We start from the raw sequence: 18,779 nt of genomic DNA on the forward strand, positions 1-18,779 counted from the left end.
TTACCCTGTGTTTTTTAGCCATCAGTATAGAAGTGCGGCGTCATTATGCGTCACTTTTGTGACAGATTTATGAAAAAAATGACCGTCTGACGATCGGGTATTTTGAAGCATGACGCGGACTTACCCCTCTCCGACAAATGGTATACTGCCGCTCATGCTTTTTTCGCTAGGGAAGATTTATGCGCATCCTTCACACCTCCGACTGGCACCTGGGCCAGAATTTTTACAGCAAAAGCCGTGCGGCCGAACATGACGCCTTCCTGACCTGGCTGCTGGCCCGCGCGCAGGAGCATGAAGTCGACGCCATCATCGTGGCCGGCGATATTTTTGATACCGGATCGCCGCCGAGCTACGCTCGCGAACTGTATAACCGCTTTGTCGTCCAGCTGCAGCAGACCGGCTGTCGCCTGGTGGTGCTGGCGGGCAACCACGATTCGGTGGCGATGCTTAATGAATCCCGCGATATCCTCGCCTTTTTACACACCACCGTCGTGGCGAACGCCGGCTGCCCGCCCATTGAGCTGCCGCGGCGCGACGGCACCCCAGGCGCTATCTTCTGCCCGGTGCCGTTTTTACGCCCGCGCGAGCTGGTGACCAGCCAGGCCGGCCACTCCGGTCGGGAAAAACAGCAGCAGCTGCTGCACGCCATCAGCGACTATTATCAGGAGCAGTATCAGCAGGCCTGCGCCCTGCGCGGCGATCGGCCGCTGCCCGTCATTGCCAGCGGCCATCTGACCACCGTCGGCGCCAGCAAAAGCGATGCCGTTCGCGACATTTATATCGGCACGCTGGATGCCTTCCCGGCGCAGCACTTCCCCCCTGCCGACTACATTGCGCTGGGCCATATTCACCGGGCGCAGGTGGTTGGCGGCTGCGAGCACATCCGCTACAGCGGCTCGCCGCTGCCGCTGAGCTTTGATGAAACCGGTAAAGCGAAATCGGTGCATCTGGTGAGCTTTAGCGATGGGCGACTCAGCGCCGTGGAGACCCTTGAGGTGCCCGTCACCCAGCCGCTGGCGGTCATCAAAGGCGATCTGGCAGCCATCACTGCCCAGCTGGCGCAGTGGCGCGGCGTTGAACAGGACCCGCCGGTGTGGCTGGATATCGAAATCGCCACCGAGGAGTACCTGCACGATATTCAGCGTCATATTCAGGCGCTGACGGAGGATCTGCCGGTGGAAGTCTTGCTGGTGCGCCGCAGCCGCGAGCAGCGCGAGAAAATACTGCTCAACGCCCAGCGGGAGACCCTCAGCGAACTGAAGGTGGAAGAGGTGTTCGAGCGCCGGCTGGCGCTGACCGAGATTGACGATGAGAAGCGCGCACGGCTGCACGAGCTGTTCGCTCATACGCTGCATACGCTCACCGCGGAGGACGAAAACGCATGAAAATCCTCAGTCTGCGTCTGAAAAACCTCAACTCCCTGAAAGGGGAATGGAAGATAGACTTTACCGCCGAGCCGTTCGCCAGCAACGGCCTGTTCGCCATTACCGGCGCCACCGGCGCCGGGAAAACCACCCTGCTCGACGCCATTTGCCTCGCGCTCTATCACGAGACGCCGCGCCTGAATAAAGTCTCCCAGTCGCAAAATGACCTGATGACCCGCGATACCGCCGAGTGTCTGGCGGAGGTGGAGTTTGAAGTGAAAGGCATCGCCTACCGCGCCTTCTGGAGCCAGAACCGGGCGCGTAACCAGCCAGATGGCAACCTGCAGGCGCCCCGCGTCGAGCTGGCGCGCTGCGCCGACGGCAAAATCCTCGCCGATAAGGTCTCGGATAAGCTGGAGCAAACCGCGACGCTCACCGGCCTCGACTATGGCCGCTTCACCCGCTCGATGCTGCTCTCCCAGGGACAATTTGCCGCCTTTCTGAACGCCAAGCCGAGCGATCGCGCGGAGCTGCTGGAGGAGCTGACCGGCACGGAAATCTACGGTCAGATTTCGGCGATGGTCTATGAACAGCACAAAGCCGCTCGCCATACGCTGGAGAAGTTCGAAGCCCAGGCGGCGGGCATCGTCCTGCTGACGGAGGCCCAGCAGCAGGCGCTGCAGGAAAGTTTGCAGGTACTTACTGACGAAGAGAAAGCCCTGCTGGCGCAGCAGCAAAACCAGCAGCAGCAGCTTCAGTGGCTAACGCGTCGCGATGAGCTGGCGCAGCAGCAGCAGCAGGCGGTCAGCGGCCAGCAGCAGGCCCGTCAGGCGCTGGCCGACGCCGCACCGGCGCTCGCCAGGCTTGAGCTGGCCCAGCCCGCCGCCCAGTTGCGCCCCTTATGGGAGCGGCAACAGGAGCACGCGGCAGGCCTGGCGCAAACCCGCCAGCGAATCAATGAAGTGAATGCTCGCTTACTTACCAGCACGGCGCTGCGCGCGCGCATTCGCCGTAGCGCCGTGCATGCCCAGCGGCAGCGTCAGGCTGAACTGGCCGACCTGGCGCAGTGGCTGGCGGCCCATGAGCGATTTCGCTTATGGGGCCAGGAGATCGCCGGCTGGCGGGCGCAATTTTCGCAGCTGACTCGGGATAATCAGCAGCTGACGGCCCAGACCACCCGCCTGGCCGCGCTGCGCCAGAAGCTGGCCGATCTGCCGGCCAGCCCTCTGTCGCTGACCGCCGATGACGTTGCGGCGGCGATGGCGCAGCAAACCCAGTCGCGACCGCTGCGCCAGCGGCTGCTCTCCCTTCATGAACAGCATCAGCTGCTGCGCAAGCGTCTGCGCCAGAACGCCGAAAGCGTACAGCAGACGCAGGCGGAGCAGGCAAAACTCAACGCCACCCTGGCGCAGCGCCGGGAGCAGTACAAAGACAAAAACCAGCACTATCTCGACCTGAAGGCGCTCTGCCAGCGGGAAGAAACGATTAAAGATCTGGAGGGTTACCGCGCCCGGCTTGAGGCCGGTAAGCCCTGCCCGCTGTGCGGCTCCTGTGAACACCCGGCGATTGAACAATACGCCTCGCTGACGGTCACGGATAACCAGCGCCGCCGCGATGCGCTGGAAAAAGAGGTCGCCGCGCTGAAAGAAGAAGGTCTGCTGATCCTCGGGCAGGTCAACGCCCTGACGCAGCAGCTCCAGCGTGAAACCGAAGCGGCCGGGCGGCTCGCTGAGGAAGAGCAAGCGCTCACTAAAGCGTGGCAGGAAACCTGCGCCTCTCTTCAGGTCACGCGGGATATTGCGCAAGAGATAAACGACTGGATACAGGAGCAGGAGCGCTACGAGCAACAGCTCTACCAGCTCAGCCAGCGCCTGATGCTGCAGAGCCAGCTTAACGATCAGGAGGCGCTGGCGCGCCAGGCTCAGCAGCAGCTGACGGCCACGCGCCAGGGGCTGGAAAGCGCCCTGCAGACCCTGACGCTGAACCTGCCGGAAGAAGGGACAGAAGCCGCCTGGCTGAACGCTCGCGAAAGCGAATTTGCCCAGTGGCAGGCGCAACAGACCCGGCATGGCGCCATTCAGGAGCAGATTGCCGCCCTGCAGCCGCTGCTGGAGACGCTGCCAGCCAGCGACGAGGCAGAGGCTGAAGCTGAGCCGGTGGTTCCCGACAACTGGCGCGCTATCCATGAGGAGTGCCTGGCGTTGCACAGCCAGCTTGTCGCCCAGCAGCAGCTGGAGACCGAAGAGAAGGCGCGCCTGGACCAGTCGCAGGCGCAATTTACCGCCGCCCTGGCCGCCAGCCGCTTTAGCGATCGGCAGGCGTTTCTCGCCGCGCTGCTGGATGACGAGACCGTCCAGCGGCTGACGCAGTTAAAACAGACGCTGGAGCAGCAGCGCCAGCAGGCGACGGCGCTCTGCGAGCAGGCGACCCGTCAGCAGCAGGCGCACCTGGCGCTGCGTCCGCAAGGGACGGACGCGGACATCCCCGCCCTGCAAACCCAGCTGCACGCCCTGGCCCAGCGGCTGCGGGACAACACCACCCGCCAGGGCGAGATCCGCCAGCAGCTCAGGCAGGACACAGAGAGCCGTCAACATCAGCAGGCGCTGGGGCGACAGATTGCAGAGGCGGCGCAGCGGGCGGATGACTGGGGCTATCTCAATTCGCTGATCGGCTCCAGCACCGGCGACCGGTTCCGCAAATTCGCCCAGGGGCTGACGCTGGATAATCTGGTCTGGCTGGCAAACCAGCAGCTTAACCGCCTGCACGGGCGCTATCTGCTGCAGCGCAAAGCCAGCGAAGCGCTGGAGCTGGAGGTTGTCGATACCTGGCAGGCCGACGCCGTGCGCGACACCCGCACCCTCTCCGGTGGCGAAAGTTTCCTCGTCAGCCTGGCGCTGGCCCTGGCGCTGTCAGATCTGGTGAGCCATAAGACGCGGATTGATTCCCTGTTTCTTGATGAAGGCTTCGGCACCCTCGACAGCGAAACGCTGGACACGGCGCTGGACGCGCTGGACGCGCTGAACGCCAGCGGCAAGATTATCGGGGTGATCAGCCACGTGGAGGCGATGAAAGATCGCATTCCGGTGCAGATCAAAGTGAAGAAGATCAATGGCCTGGGCTACAGTCGGCTGGACAGAGCGTTTGCGGTGGAGTGAGGTTTGAATCATTGCGATGTCCCCTCACCCTAACCCTCTTCCGGAGCGAGAGGGTCGGGGTGAGGGGGAGCGGTTCAGGTCCCCTGGAGCGGCCACAGCCATGCCGCGCCGCGTACTCCGCTGGAGTCGCCGTGCATCGCTTTGCGGATCGGCGTTGCACACTCGCCGCCGAAGACCCACTGTTTCACCAGGTCCGGCACCGTCTGATACAGCCGCTCGACGTTGCTCATCCCGCCGCCCAGCACGATAACGTCCGGGTCGAGGATATTCACCACGTGGGCCAGCGATTTCGCCAGCCGCTGCTCGTAGCGACTCAGCGCCAGTTCGGCTTTTTCGTCACCTTCCCCCACCAGGCGCATAATCTCGCTGCCGGTTAACCCCTTGCCGCTCAGCCGCTGGTAGTCAGTGGCAAAGCCGGTGCCGGAGATAAAGGTTTCGATACATCCCTGTTTACCGCAGTAGCAAGGCACTTCCGCACGGTAGCGCAACTCATCGTCGTTCATCCACGGCAATGGGTTATGTCCCCACTCGCCGGCGTTACCATTGCCGCCGATATGCGCCCGCCCGTTGAGCGCCACGCCCGCGCCGCAGCCGGTGCCGATAATCACCGCGAACACCGTGTGCGCCCCCGCCGCCGCGCCGTCCACCGCTTCCGACACCGCCAGACAGTTGGCGTCGTTAGCCAGCCGCACTTCACGGTCGAGGCGCAGGCTGAGGTCCTTATCAAAGGGCTGGCCGTTGAGCCAGGTCGAGTTGGCGTTTTTCACCACCCCGGTATAGGGCGAAATCGCGCCCGGGATCCCCATCCCCACGGTGCCACGCTGTCCGGTCGCCTGCTCGGCCATCGCCACCAGGGTGGCGATAGTCTCGATGGTTTGCCGGTAATCCTCCCGCGGCGTGGGTAACCGATGGCGAAACAGCTGCTCTCCCTGGTCGCTCAGGGCTATCACTTCGGTTTTTGTGCCACCTAAATCAATACCAATACGCACGCTCAGCTCCTCACCCCGATTAACAATGCAAGCATAGCGACAATTCGCTATCATGCCCGCCTGATTTAACGACAAAGCCGTGGAAATTATCATGCTGTGGTTCAAAAATTTAATGGTTTACCGTCTCAGCCGCGATATCGAATTGCGCGCCGAGGAGATGGAAAAACAGCTGGCCGAGCTGACATTTACCCCTTGTGGCAGCCAGGATATGGCGAAAACCGGTTGGGTATCGCCGATGGGATCGCACAGCGACGCGCTGACGCATACGGCGAACGGCCAGATCATTATCTGCGCGCGTAAAGAAGAAAAGATCCTGCCGTCGCCGGTGATCAAGCAGGCGCTGGAGGCGAAGATCCAGAAGCTGGAAGCCGATCAGGGGCGCAAGCTGAAGAAAACTGAGAAAGATTCCCTGAAAGATGAAGTGCTGCACTCGCTGCTCCCGCGCGCCTTCAGCCGCTTCAGCCAGACGATGATGTGGATCGACACCGTCAACGGCCTGATCATGGTGGACTGCGCCAGCGCGAAGAAAGCGGAAGATACCCTGGCCCTGCTGCGTAAAACCCTCGGCTCGCTGCCGGTGGTGCCGCTGACCCTGGAGAATCCGATTGAGCTGACGCTGACCGAGTGGGTCCGCTCCGGCACCGTGGCGCAGGGCTTCCAGCTGCTGGACGAAGCCGAGCTGAAAGCGATGCTGGAAGATGGCGGCGTGATCCGCGCCAAGAAGCAGGATCTGGTGAGCGACGAAATCGCTGTGCATATTGAGGCCGGGAAGGTCGTCACCAAGCTGGCGCTGGACTGGCAGCAGCGTATTCAGTTTGTGATCTGCGACGACGCGTCAATTAAGCGCCTCAAGTTCTGCGATGAATTACGCGACCAAAACGAAGATATCGATCGGGAAGATTTCGCCCAGCGCTTTGACGCCGACTTTATCTTAATGACCGGCGAACTGGCTGCCCTGATCCAAAGCCTGGTGGAAGGGCTCGGCGGCGAAGCGCAGCGCTAAGCGCCGCTTTCCTTCCTGCCAGGCAGGAAGGAAAAATACAACCCGGCGGCAAGCGCCGGGCGTTACGCTGGCTTACAGATAGCGGCACAGATAAGAGGTTGGCTCAGCCACCTGCAGATGGAATTCGCTGTTGCCTGGCACATTGAAGACTTCGCCGGCGGCGTAAACTTTCCACTCAGTCTCACCCGGCAGCAGGACATTCAGCGCCCCGCTGACCACCGTCATCTCTTCCGGCTGCGCCGTACCAAAGGTGTATTCCCCTTCCGCCATCACGCCAACGCTGGCGCGACCGGTACTGCTGCTGGTGAAGCCAATGGATTTCACTTTTCCGTCAAAGTATTCATTGCTTTGAAGCATAAACAAGCCCTTCTGATCGTCGTTGAAAGGCTCAATATAGGGGGCGCTCCTTGCCCCTGTCACGTGAAATTAACACATTAGACTAATAGTTCTGCCGCCAGTCGGGAAACCAGCACATTCGACAGCAAAACCGGGACATCAAGGGCTTTTTGTAACACATCGCGATGATGCTGATAGTAACCAAGACAGTCGAGGACCAGCACGTCGGCGCCCTGCTCCAGCAGCGCTTTACCGGCGGTTAACAGCTCGCTGTCGCTACCGGTAAACGGGTTGGCCAGCGCGTAGTATGGCGACTTCTCCAGTGAATGCCACTTTTGTCGCTGCATGGGCATGATCTCTTCCACCGGCACGATCACCCCGACCTGGTGCCCATCGACGATTGACGCCACCAGCGGCGGAATGATCCGCTGCGGCTCGAGGAGGATCGCGTGGTGGGTGGTAAACCCGGTCAGCTGTTCGGAGCTGAGCAGCAGGATCACATCAAAATGCTGTCGATCCAGCATGGCGATCACGCTGCGAACATCACGTTCAATTTTTTGTCGCGACACCATCACCAGCTGGTTATCGCTGAGCAGGGTCAAGAGACCCTGTTCGCCGTCACCCACGGCGTACTCTGCCATCACGTCATCACGCGTCATCTCGCCCAGCAGGCTGATGTGAGCGATCTGTTCTTCCCTGATATGTTCGGTCAGGAGCGGTAATACTCCCGCCAGCGGCACAACGCCGATGGTCAAAATTGCCATCGTTGCACTACTCATATCATGTACCTTTTCACTACCACTGCTTCAACACAGGCTTACCACACACAGCATTCGCCCCCCTGGTGAGTAAAAATCAACCGTCGAGAAGCGTAGCAGCTCCACGCCGCAGTAGAATGTAAAGATTGCCCGGCGGCGGCGGCGCGCCTGAAAAATCCGTGTGTTAGATATTCATTAGTACGACTGATAAATAAAAAGTGTGAGGTATGCCCGATATTGCCCGCAGAGCAGGCAATCCGGGCTCAGGGGTTACGACTTGTCAGGATCTTCGTAGCGCCGCTTGGCATCCACGGCTTCCTGCTCGGTAGGATGTTCGCTGATCAGCGAATTGGGTTCAGGATAGTCCGCGCGAAGTTGATACCAGGTGACCGTCTGACCCTGCGGGCCTTTCTCTACCGCAACCACGCGCGCTTCTCTCGGATATGGGGGCCTGTTTGGCATAGTTCTTCCTTCTTCTGGTATCAGAACTATCAAGTATAGGCGCCCCTCGCCGCCTTAATGTAAGTAAATTCTTAACTTACCGGGGTGGCCGCCGCGCCGCACAGCATGGTCATAATCTGTTCCACCACCCGATCCGGGGCGGCCGTAGCATCGACAATATGATGGGCAGCATCACGATATAACGCTTCACGCTGCGCCAGCACCTCGCCCACTTCCTCACGCACCGGTTTCCCGGTGAGCGTCGGCCGCTGTTCGGCTTTCGGGTACGCTTCCAGACGGTCAATCAGCGCCGATACCGACGCCTGCAGATAGATCACCACGCCGTTCTCCCGCATAAACTGGCGGTTACATTCCGCAAGGATGATGCCGCCGCCGGTGGCGATCACCGTATTCGGCAGGGTTACGGCCTTCAGCGACAGGGTCTCCAGCTCGCGAAAGCGCGCCCATCCTTCCGCCTGCACGATCTCCGCCACCGTCCGCTGCTCATGGGCCTGCAGCCGATGATCGGTATCGGAGAACTGAAAATGCCGCGCTCGCGCCAGCGCATGGCCGACGGTGGTTTTACCGCAGCCGCGTGGCCCGATGAGAAAGATTGGCTGTGTCATAACCGAAGACCCCCTGGTTCCGTCTGTCGCAAAAAAAGGAAAACGAAAGAACGTATTATCGCTGTCTGTTTCGCAACGCATACGTAAAGAAAACGTTACATAACTTCTTTACACCCCATCACCACAGTGAGACAAGGGGCTCTTAATGTAAACTTATCATTGCATACACTGTTTAACCAGCTTTACTTTCCGCCGGGCGTTATTTTTTATCCGCTGCTGGCGTAAACGGTAACACATTTATGCATAGCTTTACGAAGCAACATATTTACAACATCGTGTTTCAGACGCACCCTGATGCCTATTCGACAGTGTGACAGAGGAATGTAACATGCAATCTGAAGAACAACGCCTTATTGATGGACTGTTTTCCCGGCTGAAAGAGGCTGAGGCGCACAGTGCATCGCGCGATGCCAGCGCCGAGGAGCGGATTGCCCAACACGTGAGCGCGCAGCCGGCGGCCCCCTACTATATGGCGCAAACCATTCTTATCCAGGAAGCCGCGATTAAACAGCTCAACGATCGCATCCAGGCGCTGGAGAGCCAGGTCAGCCAGCTGCAGGCGGCGAAGCCCAGCAGCGGCGGATTCCTCTCCGGCCTGTTTGGCGGCGGCGGCTCGTCACGCGGTTCTGACCCGATCCCGGGCGCGGAGCAATACGGTCGCCCGCAGGCCAGCGCGCAGCCGCAGTATGCCCCACAGCAGCAGCAGAGCTATGCCCCGCAGGCTGCCGCACGCGGCGGCGGCTTTATGGCGGGCGCGCTGCAAACGGCCGCAGGCGTAGCGGGCGGCGTGGTGCTGGGCAATATGCTGACCAATATGTTCAGCGGCTCGCACCCGCAGGAGATTGTTAATATCATCGAAGAGAAGCCGCAGCCTGATGCCGCCGCGCAGGACGCCGCCGCAGGTGACGATCCGTTCCGTCAGGGAGACGATCAGTTCCTTGCCGACAACACCTGGAACGACGACTTCGACGCCGGCTTTGGCGATGATGATATCGGCAGCGATGACGACAGCTGGGTTTAACCCTGCTGACGTTTAACCGCCAGCAACCACTTCTCCAGCTCGGCGGCAAACTGTTGCCGATCGCGCTGCGATAAACTATCCGGGCCGCCGGTCTGAACGCCGCTGGCCCGTAATGTCTCCATAAAATCCCGCATCGTCAGCCGCTCGCGGATCGTCGCCTCGCTGTAGCGCTCTCCGCGCGGGTTGAGCGCCGCCCCGCCCTTCGCCAGCACCTCCGCCGCCAGCGGAATATCGGCGGTGATCACTAAATCCCCCGCCGCGCACTGACGGACGATTTCGTTATCCGCCACGTCAAAACCCTGCTCAACCCGCAGGGTGCGGATGAAACGCGACGGCGGTACGCGCAGCGGCTGGTTCGCCACCAGCGTCAGCGGTGTCTGGGTCCGCTCTGCCGCGCGGAACAATATCTCTTTAATCACGTTCGGACACGCGTCTGCATCCACCCAAATGGCCATGCCAGCTCCTGTTACCTGCAATAAGTGCCGCCAATGTTACCTGCTTTTCTCCCCCATGAAAGCGCCAGGATGATAAGCTAATCAGATCGTAACGAAAAAAGCAGAGGGGAATGGTGATGGATAAGAAAATTGGCTTTATCGGCTGCGGCAATATGGGTAAGGCCATTCTGGGTGGACTGATCGCCAGCGGCCAGGTACAGCCGGGACAAATCTGGGTCTACACCCCGTCGCCGGACAAGGTTGCGGCTCTGCGCGACCAGTACGGCATCAACGCCGCCGATAGCGCCCAGGAAGTGGCGCAGATTGCCGATATCGTCTTCGGCGCGGTGAAGCCGGGGATCATGACCAAAGTGCTGGGCGATATCGCCTCCAGCCTGAATAAAGAGTCTCTGGTGGTCTCTATCGCCGCCGGCGTCACGCTTGACCAGCTGGCGCGCGCGCTCGGCCACGATCGCAAAATTATTCGCGCGATGCCCAATACGCCGTCGCTGGTTAACGCCGGCATGACCTCCGTTACGCCAAATGCGCTGGTGAGCAGCGAAGATGTGGCCGAAGTGCTGACCATTTTCCGCTGCTTTGGCCAGGCGGAGCAAATTGCCGAACCGATGATCCATCCGGTGGTCGGCGTTAGCGGCTCCGCGCCGGCCTATGTCTTTATGTTTATCGAAGCGATGGCCGATGCCGCCGTGCTCGGCGGAATGCCGCGCGCTCAGGCTTACAAATTCGCCGCTCAGGCGGTGATGGGCTCCGCCAAAATGGTGCTGGAGAGCGGTGAGCATCCGGGGGCGCTGAAAGATATGGTCTGCTCTCCTGGCGGGACCACCATCGAAGCCGTGCGCGTGCTGGAAGAGAAAGGCTTCCGCTCCGCGGTGATCGAAGCCATCACCCAGTGCATGGAAAAATCAGAGAAACTGAGCCGCTCCTGAAGCTGAGCAGGCGGGCTGCAAGCCCTGAGAGGTCAAAGAACAAGGGAGCGCGAGCGCTCCCTTTTTTCAGGCTTTCTTCAGACAGCTACTCATGAAGGTACTGCGTTCATCGCCCTTCAGTGATTTTGCCGAAGCCGCTTTGTTGCAGTCGCTCATCTTCTGCTGCTGAGGCGTGAGGGTCTTTCCTTGCGGCGTGGTGGTCTCTTTTTTCAGGCACTGGCTCATAAAGGTTTTGCGCTCATCCCCCTTCAGCGCCTTGGCTGACGCTTGCTGATTGCAGTCCGTCATCTTTTGCTGCTGGGGAGTAGGCGTTTTTTCTGCCGCGCCAACCGCGCTGATAAAGATCAAGCCAAACAGTAGGGTCATCAGTAAGGTTATTTTCATCGCACCATCCTTCTGTGAGTGGAACGTTGTAAGTCTGGACGCAGATAGAAAAAAAACCAGCCGGTGACGCGAATTCGCCACCGGCAGCGACTTATTTGAGACTCAGGGCCGCTTTCATGGTCGAGAAGAGGTCGGTCTGGTCGGTCAGGCCGACGACGTTAGCCGCATGCGGACCGTAGGCCGCAATGCGCAGCTGGGTGCCGGTGTGCTCCATCGACTCTTCCTCGGAGTTACCGTAACTCATCACCATCACCGCGCCATCGTGCGTGTTCAGGGCCTGGGTGAGCCCCGGGGCTTTGCTATCCGCCGGGATAATCTGGCTGGCGTGCGCATGGTCGGCGGTGACGATCACCAGGGTATTGCCGTCTTTTTTGGCAAATTCCAGCGCCTTCTGCACCGCCTCGTCGAGGTCCACGGTTTCGCCGATCTGGCCGCACGGATTCGCCGCATGATCCTGCTTATCGATGGAGGCGCCTTCCACCTGCAGGAAGAAGCCTTTCTCGTTGCGGCTCAGCAAGTCAATCGCTTTCTCCGTCATCTGCGCCAGCGTCGGCACCGAGGCGTCGCGTTTCGGGTTTGGCGTACAGGTCACCGGCGGCTTATCGATATTACCGTGATAAGACGCCTTCGGCCCTTCCCAGCGTACCGGCATATTGCCGTCGGCGAAGAGTCCCAGCAGCGGTTTATCCTGGCTGGCTGCCGTCGCGGCGGCAAGAGAGGCCGCGTCGGTCACAATCTGGTAGCCGCGCGCTTCCGCCTGCTCGCGCAGGGTTTTGCCCTGCCACTCGCCCGCCGTCGCCGTTTCGGCAAAGGTCTTCGCGCCGCCGCCCAGGGTGACATCCGGCCGGGCGTTCAGCAGCTGTTCGGTAATGGAGCCTTTGCCCCCTTTCTCCAGCGCATTACTGGGGCATTTTTCGCTGGTGACCGTGGGTCCGTAGCATTTACGCGATGTCACATGCGCCACCAGCGCCGCGGGGGTGGCGTCCTGCAGCTCGGCGGTAGAAACGTTGCCGGTGGCCAGGCCCGCCGCTTTCGCCAGCTCGAGGATGGTCTGATGCGCGTTCTCATGAATATCGACGCCCAGCGCGCCGTTATAGGTCTTCACGCCGGTGGTCCAGGCGGTGGCGGAGGCCGCCGAGTCGGTGACGTAGTCCGGTTTACCGGTTTTTTTATCCAGCGAATAGTGCGTGTACTGCCCGGTTAACGGCAGGGCGTCAATGCCTTTAAAGAAACCGCCCGCCCCTTCCGCATAATTTCGCGCAGCGGTAATTTCAGAATCACCCATGCCATCGCCAATCAGCAAAATAACGTTTTTGGCCGGCTTATTGATTATCGAGGCGCGCAGCGCTTCGGTTTGATCGCCCGTTAAACGACGCGCGCCGCCGGGAGTGGTGATATCTCCCTGGGCAGCGCGATTTTCCAGAACCGGCGCGGCAGTAGTTTCCGCATGAATAACCGGCGAGCCCAGCAGAGGCAGCAGGGCAATAAACAGGGCGCTTAATTTCACTTTTGTCATCTCCATGTAAAAAATACTTAAAAAAACAAAACGTGGGAGACTTTATAAAAGGGAGATGACAGAAAAATGACGGCATCCTTGTCGCGTCGCAAAGATTAGCTACGAGGATGCCGCAACAGCTTCTTTAGATATTGCTGCAGCAGGATGGCATCCTGGTCGTTGACCGGCGGACAGGGCGTCACCTGGTCTATCGCCTGCTCAATATCCTGAATCAATGCCTGCTGGGCATCATGCTCCATATGGCGCAATAATGCGGTGACCACGATCTCCAGCGCTTCAACCTGCACCGTCAGTTCCTTTGCTTCTTCTTCCTTTTGCGCCAGTTTAACCAGTAACTCAGCAATGAGATTCTTCATAGCACCAGTTCCTTATGCGAGGTCTGTTTTTCGATTGAGATGTCATACCCGATGACGGACCTCAGAATTACTTAAAATAAGAATCGTCGCAACACCCAATATACAGCGAAACGTTTTACCACAACAAAATACCACTATAAATAGTATTGTTTAATCATGAACGGCGCTGTTTATAACCAAAGTACGTCGGAAATAATAAAACGGAATAGCGCTCACGCCATGGCGATAACAAAAAGTAATGATAAATCTACTGTCGGTGAAAAACGCTGACGGTATGACGTTAAATACCGTCAGCCGAGGTTCAGGCCTTCGCCCGGCGGGTGCGGCGCAGCATCCATGCCAGCTGCCAGAGGTTGATGAAGACGATAATGGCGGTGGCAATAAATACCCAGCGGAAGCCGGCCATCGCCGATACGGAGGCGCCAATCAGCGGCCCGGCGACGTTGCCCAGATACATAAACGACTGGTTATAGCCAAAGATGCGCCCGGTGACGCTGTCGCTGCTGTATTTCAGCAGCAGGGTCTGCACCGCCGGAAGCATCGCGCCATCGGCAAAGCCGAGCAGAAAACGTAGCGTCCCCAGCTGCAGCGGGGTGGTGACAAAGGACATGGCGAAGAACATCACCACCGCGCAACAGAGCGTCGCCAGCAGGATCCGCGAAGTGCCGATGCGGTCGCCAAGCTTACCCAGCCGTGGGGCAGAGATCAGCGCCGACACCCCGGGCACCGCGGCGATCATCCCGGCCAGAAAAGCGATATTGTTGCTGTCCGGCGCCATCGACTTGATAAACAGCGCCAGGATCGGGCCAATTGAGCCGTTGCACAACTGGATCACCAGGGTGGTGAAAAAGAGGCTGATCACCAGCCCCGGATAGGGCAAGGAGGCAAAGACCTGTTTCCCGGTGAGACGATCGGTTTTGCTGACCGGCGGGCGGCCCCCCTCTTTGATCAGAAACAGGGTGACCAGAAAACTGATGGTCAGCAGGATCGCCGTAATAAAAAAGACCATCCGCAGCCCGACGTGGTCCGCCAGGAAACCGCCCAGCAGCGGGCCGCCGATCACCCCGCTGATTTGCGCCGTCGACAGGGTGCTCAGCGCCCAGCCGCTACGCTCGCGCGGCACCTGGGAGGCCACCAGCGCCATGGCGTTGGGGATATAACCGGAGGTTAAGCCCATGATCGCGCGCAGGATAAACAACTGCCAGACGTTGGTGGCGAAGGCCTGGAGTAAAATGGCGATCGCCATTCCCAGCGAGGCGCGCAGCAGCATCAGCTTGCGGCCTTTGCGGTCCGCGAGGCTCCCCCACATCGGCGAGACGATCGCCGAGACCAGAAAGGTGACGCTGAAGGTCAGCCCCGACCACATCGACAGCGCTTCATGCGAGGTGACGCCCAGCTGGGAGACGTAGAGGGGTAAAAAGGGGAGAATTTGACTGATCGCCAGGCCGGTAAAAAAGCACCCAAACCAGACGGAGATGAGATTAACCTTCCAGGATTCCATAACTACGCGTATTCATTAATGATTTGCCAATTATTACCTAGCTTAGCAATTTCATTCCACTGGTGTACTACCATAGATGCGCTGGCGGTGAGTTTGGTGTTTTATGAATGCGCATGAGAGGCTGACGAAGTATTTTCTGGTCATTCAGGCTGCTCACAGGGCTTTATGCTCAAAAGCAGAAGCCCTGCCCGCGCATCCCAAAGTGAAAATGGTTGGCGTGCGCCGCGTTGTACTCCGGCCCCAGCGCGTTGCCGAAGTAAGGGCAGCTGTTGCTCAACAGCGCCGCCAGCCAGGGGTGAGAGCGCTCGCTGCGCCAGCCCTGCAGGACGCTGATGCGTCTGCCGTCCGTCAGGCGGAAGCCGCTGACATCAAGGGCATCCGCCGTAGCGTGTTCACTGCGCCGCGCCTGTTCCCGATGGTAGATATTACGGCAGGCGAAGCTGCCGAGATGATCGATCTGGCGCAGATCGCTGGCCATCAGCTGACGGGTCAGCGGCTTCGCCTGCTGTTCGACGTACAGCGCGCTGCTGAGCGCCAGCGGGCAGCTGGCGAGGAAACTGCTGCTCAGCTGCACCGAGCCAAAATTAGCTACCCGCACCACGTTACGCAGCGGGCAGGCGCCCTCGCTGTCGGCCACCGGCTGGCTGGCGATGAGCCGCCGGCGGTTGGCCTCCGCCAGCAGAGAGGCGCACTGGTCGGCCGTCAGGCTGCGCAACTTGAACGACGTCAGCCAGCCCGGGGGATCGTCAAGGGCCAGCGGCGCCAGCGGATTCAGGTGTGGCGGCAGATAGCGATATCCCACCAGGCCCGCGCCGAGCAGCCCGGCCAGCACCAGCAGCGTCTTTCCTCTCACGCCCGCTCCCGTCAATTGATCAGGTAAATATTATGGCAGGCAGGCGGCGGTTTCACATGGTATGTTATGCCCTTTGATGTAATCTGGATGGAAGTTGAAATGGCAAAGATGAGGGTTGGGATCGTTTTTGGCGGTAAGTCGGCAGAGCATGAAGTGTCGCTGCAGTCAGCGAAGAATATCGTGGAAGCGATTGATAAATCACGCTTCGATGTGGTTCTGTTGGGGATTGATAAACAGGGGCTATGGCACATCAACGACGCCGGCAACTACCTGCTCAATGCTCAGGATCCTGCCCGCATCGCCCTGCGCCCTTCAACGGTGACCCTGGCGCAGATCCCGGGCCGTGAAGCGCAGCAGCTGATTAACGCCGAAAGCGGCCAGCCGCTGGCGGCCATCGATGTGATTTTCCCCATCGTCCACGGCACGCTGGGCGAAGACGGCTCCCTGCAGGGGATGCTGCGCATGGCCAATCTGCCTTTCGTCGGATCCGATGTGCTGGGCTCTGCGGCCTGTATGGACAAAGATGTGACCAAACGCCTGCTGCGCGACGCCGGGCTCGCCGTCGCGCCGTTTATCACCCTGACCCGCGCCAACCGCGCGCAGTTTAGCTTTGCCGATGTCGAAGCGAAGCTGGGCCTGCCGCTGTTCGTTAAGCCGGCCAACCAGGGATCGTCGGTTGGCGTCAGCAAAGTTAAAAACGAAGAGCAGTACCATCAGGCGGTGGCCCTGGCCTTTGAATTTGACCATAAAGTGGTGGTAGAGCAAGGCATTCAAGGCCGGGAAATTGAGTGTGCGGTGCTGGGTAACGACCACCCGCAGGCCAGTACCTGCGGCGAAATTGTCCTCAACAGCGAGTTTTACGCTTACGACACCAAATATATCGACGACCAGGGCGCGCAGGTGGTGGTCCCCGCCGCTATCGCCCCGGAGATCAACGACAAGATCCGCGCTATCGCGGTGCAGGCTTACCAGGCCCTGGGCTGCAGCGGCATGGCCCGCGTCGACGTCTTCCTCACCGCCGACAACGAGGTGGTGATCAACGAGATCAACACCCTGCCGGGCTTCACCAACATCAGCATGTATCCGAAGCTGTGGCAGGCCAGCGGCCTCGATTACACCAGTCTGATCACTCGCCTGATTGAGCTGGCGCTGGAGCGCCATGCCGCGGACCGGGCGCTGAAAACCTCCATGAACTAAAACGCGTTTACCCCGTCTGGCAGCGGCGGCCTCAGGCCTCTTCTGCCGGGCGGCGGCGGATCACAAAGCCCGCGATCCAGAAGCTTATCACCCAGGTGACCAGACCGACGGCGTAAGATTGCCAGCCCTGCGTCTCAAACCCCAGCAGCCCCACCACGCCATTTAGAATAAAAATTAACCCCAGCGCCACCGCGTAGTAGTGCCAGTCGCGGCGAATTTTATCAGTGAGCTTCATGCGGCCTCCAACAGCAAAAAACGCATCTTCGCATAGCCGCCCGCGGCGGTCTGTAGCGATATGGAGAATGTTGCTGGATTGCGACGCCGGTCTCCCTTTTCCCTTCCTGTGGCGCGGTTAACACAACGGCGAAAACAGGATTATTCCTGGAGGGCAATTACCAGCAATCTGATACTGGCGACGGCGTCGCACTGCCAGAATACCTGCCATAGAGCTGGAGAAAAAACCAGCAGTACAGAGGTGGGAGGGCCTATGGCTGAATTCAGTTTTTCAAAATCGCTTTTGGGAAATAAAAAAAGAGGGGCGCTGACCGGCAGCCATGTCGCTTACGGACTGTTCGTCCTGATCTGCTGCTGGGCCGGCGCGCAGATGCTCAGCATGCTGATCCACGCCCCGGGAGTTTTTGAGCGCCTGATGCAGGCCCAGGACGCCAGCCGTCCGCAGGTCGATATCAGCCTCGCCGTTGGCACCCTCTTTGGCCTGATCCCTTTTCTGATCGGCTGCTCGTTCATCGGGCTGCTGGCGCTCATTGTGCGCTGGCGTCGGCGCCGTTAACGCCGCGCCATACAGCTTGCCCGCCGCTCATCGACCCGTTTCGCAAACCACGCCGTCGTCAGATTACGGGTGATTTTCGGACTCTCAAGCTGGATCCCCGGCAACATCTCCCGCGGCAGGGTTTTGCCCGCTTTTTTATCCGCGAGGCGGAAAACCTGTTGATAGAGGTCAGTCTTCTCAAACGCCAGGCTGTCGCCCTTTTTCAGCTGGCTATGGATCTCGCTGTCGCTCATCCCCAGCTGGCCCGCCAGGCGGCGCACCGCCAGCTCGGTGCTGCCCGGCTCATCGCTGTCATAGCGGATAAGGTCGCCGTCGAGCGCCAGTTTCACCCCGCTGGCTTTCACCACCGCGTTCTGGAAGGCGGCGTTACGGCTGGCATACCAGCCGGCGTTAAAGTCGGCAAAACGGTACAGCGGCACGCTGTAGCTGGCCGGGTAGTTCAGCAGATGATAGGTGCCAAACCACAGGCCGCCGCGCAGGCTGAAGACCTCCTGGCGCACCGTACCGTTCATTTCCCACGGGTAGCCGGAGGTGTGCTGCTCGGCAAAGGCGATGCTGACCTGCATTGGGCCGCCGGTGTGCACCGGGTTCAGGGAGCCGAACAACTTCTGCCCCATCGGCACCATCCCGATAAAGTCATCAAAAATAGCGCTCAGCTGCTTTTCCGTCTTCACGTTGTCCAGACGGTCGCTGTAGCTTTTGCCGTTTGGCGAGGTGATCTTCAGCGCGGTATGGACCAGAAACAGCGGAATGTGCATTTTTTCCGCCCGGCGGTCAATCTCCTGCCAGGCGATTTTATTCAGCCCCGGCACCACCGGGTCGGACTGATAATTGGACTCCTGCTGCGCGACCGCCAGCACCGAGCAGACGTTCTCTTCCGTCGGCGCCAGCTTCTGGCTGTCAAAGGCGGTGGCGATGGCTTGCGCCCAGGCCTCCCGATCCTTGACGCTGGCGGGCATTTTCTGCCGCACCACCGACGCCACGTCAACGGGCTTCTCGCCCTCTTTCAACACCGGCGCCTGTTGGCTGGTACAGGCGCTTAGCACCACGGCCGCCAGCAGCGTCAATGAACCGGGTATAATGCGCGATAAACGTGCGGCCATCCTGC

The 18,779-nt window shown here is 59.8% G+C and carries 20 protein-coding genes; 7 read left to right on the plus strand and 13 right to left on the minus strand.

Features of this window, described 5'->3' with window-relative positions; all coding sequences use genetic code 11:
- The first annotated feature begins 179 nt into the window (after positions 1 to 179).
- Entirely contained in the window at positions 180 to 1,385 is a 1,206-nt protein-coding gene (sbcD, locus tag ABLX76_RS08460; protein ID WP_086075225.1) for an exonuclease subunit SbcD, read from the plus strand.
- Complete coding sequence (gene sbcC, locus ABLX76_RS08465; protein ID WP_348874423.1) at positions 1,382 to 4,519, plus strand: exonuclease subunit SbcC; 3,138 nt, start codon at positions 1,382 to 1,384, stop codon at positions 4,517 to 4,519. The genes sbcD and sbcC overlap by 4 nt, the downstream gene beginning before the upstream one ends.
- A 74-nt stretch (positions 4,520 to 4,593) precedes the next feature.
- Here the strand turns inward: sbcC and mak are convergent, their stop codons facing one another.
- Positions 4,594 to 5,508, minus strand: coding sequence for a fructokinase (gene mak / locus ABLX76_RS08470; RefSeq protein WP_049013804.1), 915 nt, complete (start codon positions 5,506 to 5,508; stop codon positions 4,594 to 4,596).
- 91 nt (positions 5,509 to 5,599) lie between these two features.
- Here mak and rdgC point away from each other — a divergent pair, with 91 nt between their 5' ends.
- Positions 5,600 to 6,511: a recombination-associated protein RdgC gene (rdgC, locus tag ABLX76_RS08475; protein ID WP_002890285.1), complete on the plus strand. Its 912-nt coding sequence runs from the start codon at positions 5,600 to 5,602 to the stop codon at positions 6,509 to 6,511.
- 72 nt (positions 6,512 to 6,583) lie between these two features.
- Here the strand turns inward: rdgC and ppnP are convergent, their stop codons facing one another.
- The 4 genes from ppnP to aroL all read right to left on the minus strand — a co-directional run bounded on the left by ppnP (position 6,584) and on the right by aroL (position 8,672).
- On the minus strand, positions 6,584 to 6,868 hold the full coding sequence (gene ppnP / locus ABLX76_RS08480; RefSeq protein WP_002890284.1) for a pyrimidine/purine nucleoside phosphorylase: 285 nt from the start codon (positions 6,866 to 6,868) through the stop codon (positions 6,584 to 6,586).
- Between the two features lie 77 nt (positions 6,869 to 6,945).
- Positions 6,946 to 7,626, minus strand: coding sequence for an AroM family protein (locus tag ABLX76_RS08485; protein WP_072096489.1), 681 nt, complete (start codon positions 7,624 to 7,626; stop codon positions 6,946 to 6,948).
- A 249-nt stretch (positions 7,627 to 7,875) separates the two neighbouring features.
- A complete protein-coding gene (locus ABLX76_RS08490) occupies positions 7,876 to 8,067 on the minus strand; it encodes a YaiA family protein (protein WP_008805350.1) in 192 nt (63 codons plus the stop codon).
- A gap of 71 nt (positions 8,068 to 8,138) precedes the next feature.
- The gene (aroL, locus tag ABLX76_RS08495; protein WP_023288577.1) at positions 8,139 to 8,672 is read right to left on the minus strand and encodes a shikimate kinase AroL; all 534 of its coding nucleotides are present in this window, start codon (positions 8,670 to 8,672) and stop codon (positions 8,139 to 8,141) included.
- A gap of 328 nt (positions 8,673 to 9,000) precedes the next feature.
- On the opposite strand from aroL, the gene ABLX76_RS08500 reads away from it, so the two are divergent.
- Complete coding sequence (locus tag ABLX76_RS08500) at positions 9,001 to 9,693, plus strand: DUF2076 domain-containing protein (protein WP_023288576.1); 693 nt, start codon at positions 9,001 to 9,003, stop codon at positions 9,691 to 9,693.
- Here the strand turns inward: ABLX76_RS08500 and ABLX76_RS08505 are convergent.
- Positions 9,690 to 10,148 carry a YaiI/YqxD family protein gene (locus ABLX76_RS08505; protein ID WP_004204870.1) on the minus strand — a complete coding sequence of 153 codons (459 nt, stop codon included), beginning with the start codon at positions 10,146 to 10,148 and terminating at the stop codon, positions 9,690 to 9,692. The two genes, ABLX76_RS08500 and ABLX76_RS08505, sit on opposite strands and share 4 nt — an antisense overlap.
- 116 nt (positions 10,149 to 10,264) lie before the next feature.
- Here ABLX76_RS08505 and proC point away from each other — a divergent pair, with 116 nt between their 5' ends.
- Entirely contained in the window at positions 10,265 to 11,074 is an 810-nt protein-coding gene (gene proC / locus ABLX76_RS08510) for a pyrroline-5-carboxylate reductase (protein ID WP_023288574.1), read from the plus strand.
- A 66-nt stretch (positions 11,075 to 11,140) separates the two neighbouring features.
- Here proC and psiF read toward each other — a convergent pair whose 3' ends face one another.
- From psiF to ABLX76_RS08535, 5 genes are all read right to left on the minus strand, one after another.
- Positions 11,141 to 11,458, minus strand: coding sequence for a phosphate starvation-inducible protein PsiF (gene psiF, locus ABLX76_RS08515; RefSeq protein WP_048296829.1), 318 nt, complete (start codon positions 11,456 to 11,458; stop codon positions 11,141 to 11,143).
- Between the two features lie 91 nt (positions 11,459 to 11,549).
- Positions 11,550 to 12,980, minus strand: a complete 1,431-nt coding sequence (phoA, locus tag ABLX76_RS08520; protein ID WP_032428614.1) for an alkaline phosphatase — start codon at positions 12,978 to 12,980, stop codon at positions 11,550 to 11,552.
- An 89-nt stretch (positions 12,981 to 13,069) separates the two neighbouring features.
- Complete coding sequence (gene iraP, locus ABLX76_RS08525) at positions 13,070 to 13,330, minus strand: anti-adapter protein IraP (protein WP_004204875.1); 261 nt, start codon at positions 13,328 to 13,330, stop codon at positions 13,070 to 13,072.
- 301 nt (positions 13,331 to 13,631) lie between these two features.
- The gene (locus ABLX76_RS08530; protein ID WP_023288571.1) at positions 13,632 to 14,831 is read right to left on the minus strand and encodes a multidrug efflux MFS transporter; all 1,200 of its coding nucleotides are present in this window, start codon (positions 14,829 to 14,831) and stop codon (positions 13,632 to 13,634) included.
- 169 nt (positions 14,832 to 15,000) lie between these two features.
- Entirely contained in the window at positions 15,001 to 15,684 is a 684-nt protein-coding gene (locus ABLX76_RS08535; protein ID WP_023288570.1) for an extensin family protein, read from the minus strand.
- Between the two features lie 99 nt (positions 15,685 to 15,783).
- Here ABLX76_RS08535 and ddlA point away from each other — a divergent pair, with 99 nt between their 5' ends.
- Positions 15,784 to 16,881 carry a D-alanine--D-alanine ligase gene (gene ddlA / locus ABLX76_RS08540; RefSeq protein WP_023288569.1) on the plus strand — a complete coding sequence of 366 codons (1,098 nt, stop codon included), beginning with the start codon at positions 15,784 to 15,786 and terminating at the stop codon, positions 16,879 to 16,881.
- Positions 16,882 to 16,912: 31 nt separating this feature from the next.
- On the opposite strand, the gene ABLX76_RS08545 is transcribed toward ddlA, so the two are convergent.
- A complete protein-coding gene (locus ABLX76_RS08545) occupies positions 16,913 to 17,116 on the minus strand; it encodes a DUF2754 family protein (protein ID WP_004204881.1) in 204 nt (67 codons plus the stop codon).
- Positions 17,117 to 17,368: 252 nt separating this feature from the next.
- On the opposite strand from ABLX76_RS08545, the gene ABLX76_RS08550 reads away from it, so the two are divergent.
- Positions 17,369 to 17,671 carry a YaiY family protein gene (locus ABLX76_RS08550; RefSeq protein WP_023288568.1) on the plus strand — a complete coding sequence of 101 codons (303 nt, stop codon included), beginning with the start codon at positions 17,369 to 17,371 and terminating at the stop codon, positions 17,669 to 17,671.
- On the opposite strand, the gene ABLX76_RS08555 is transcribed toward ABLX76_RS08550, so the two are convergent.
- Positions 17,668 to 18,774, minus strand: a complete 1,107-nt coding sequence (locus ABLX76_RS08555; protein ID WP_117135869.1) for a DUF1615 domain-containing protein — start codon at positions 18,772 to 18,774, stop codon at positions 17,668 to 17,670. The two genes, ABLX76_RS08550 and ABLX76_RS08555, sit on opposite strands and share 4 nt — an antisense overlap.
- Positions 18,775 to 18,779: the final 5 nt, after the last annotated feature.

Source organism: Klebsiella sp. JB_Kp004 (assembly GCF_040065795.1).
Taxonomy (GTDB): Bacteria; Pseudomonadota; Gammaproteobacteria; order Enterobacterales; family Enterobacteriaceae; genus Klebsiella; species Klebsiella quasipneumoniae.

Coding starts and splice junctions, on each gene's coding strand:
- sbcC (WP_348874423.1), top strand. CDS start 1,382: ATGAAAATCCTCAGTCTGCGTCTGAAAAACCTCAACTCCCTGAAAGGG.
- psiF (WP_048296829.1), bottom strand. CDS start 11,458: ATGAAAATAACCTTACTGATGACCCTACTGTTTGGCTTGATCTTTATC.
- ABLX76_RS08555 (WP_117135869.1), bottom strand. CDS start 18,774: ATGGCCGCACGTTTATCGCGCATTATACCCGGTTCATTGACGCTGCTG.
- ABLX76_RS08500 (WP_023288576.1), top strand. CDS start 9,001: ATGCAATCTGAAGAACAACGCCTTATTGATGGACTGTTTTCCCGGCTG.
- rdgC (WP_002890285.1), top strand. CDS start 5,600: ATGCTGTGGTTCAAAAATTTAATGGTTTACCGTCTCAGCCGCGATATC.
- aroL (WP_023288577.1), bottom strand. CDS start 8,672: ATGACACAGCCAATCTTTCTCATCGGGCCACGCGGCTGCGGTAAAACC.
- proC (WP_023288574.1), top strand. CDS start 10,265: ATGGATAAGAAAATTGGCTTTATCGGCTGCGGCAATATGGGTAAGGCC.
- ppnP (WP_002890284.1), bottom strand. CDS start 6,868: ATGCTTCAAAGCAATGAATACTTTGACGGAAAAGTGAAATCCATTGGC.
- ABLX76_RS08530 (WP_023288571.1), bottom strand. CDS start 14,831: ATGGAATCCTGGAAGGTTAATCTCATCTCCGTCTGGTTTGGGTGCTTT.
- ABLX76_RS08550 (WP_023288568.1), top strand. CDS start 17,369: ATGGCTGAATTCAGTTTTTCAAAATCGCTTTTGGGAAATAAAAAAAGA.
- ABLX76_RS08485 (WP_072096489.1), bottom strand. CDS start 7,626: ATGAGTAGTGCAACGATGGCAATTTTGACCATCGGCGTTGTGCCGCTG.
- phoA (WP_032428614.1), bottom strand. CDS start 12,980: ATGGAGATGACAAAAGTGAAATTAAGCGCCCTGTTTATTGCCCTGCTG.
- ddlA (WP_023288569.1), top strand. CDS start 15,784: ATGGCAAAGATGAGGGTTGGGATCGTTTTTGGCGGTAAGTCGGCAGAG.
- ABLX76_RS08490 (WP_008805350.1), bottom strand. CDS start 8,067: ATGCCAAACAGGCCCCCATATCCGAGAGAAGCGCGCGTGGTTGCGGTA.
- iraP (WP_004204875.1), bottom strand. CDS start 13,330: ATGAAGAATCTCATTGCTGAGTTACTGGTTAAACTGGCGCAAAAGGAA.
- ABLX76_RS08505 (WP_004204870.1), bottom strand. CDS start 10,148: ATGGCCATTTGGGTGGATGCAGACGCGTGTCCGAACGTGATTAAAGAG.
- sbcD (WP_086075225.1), top strand. CDS start 180: ATGCGCATCCTTCACACCTCCGACTGGCACCTGGGCCAGAATTTTTAC.
- ABLX76_RS08545 (WP_004204881.1), bottom strand. CDS start 17,116: ATGAAGCTCACTGATAAAATTCGCCGCGACTGGCACTACTACGCGGTG.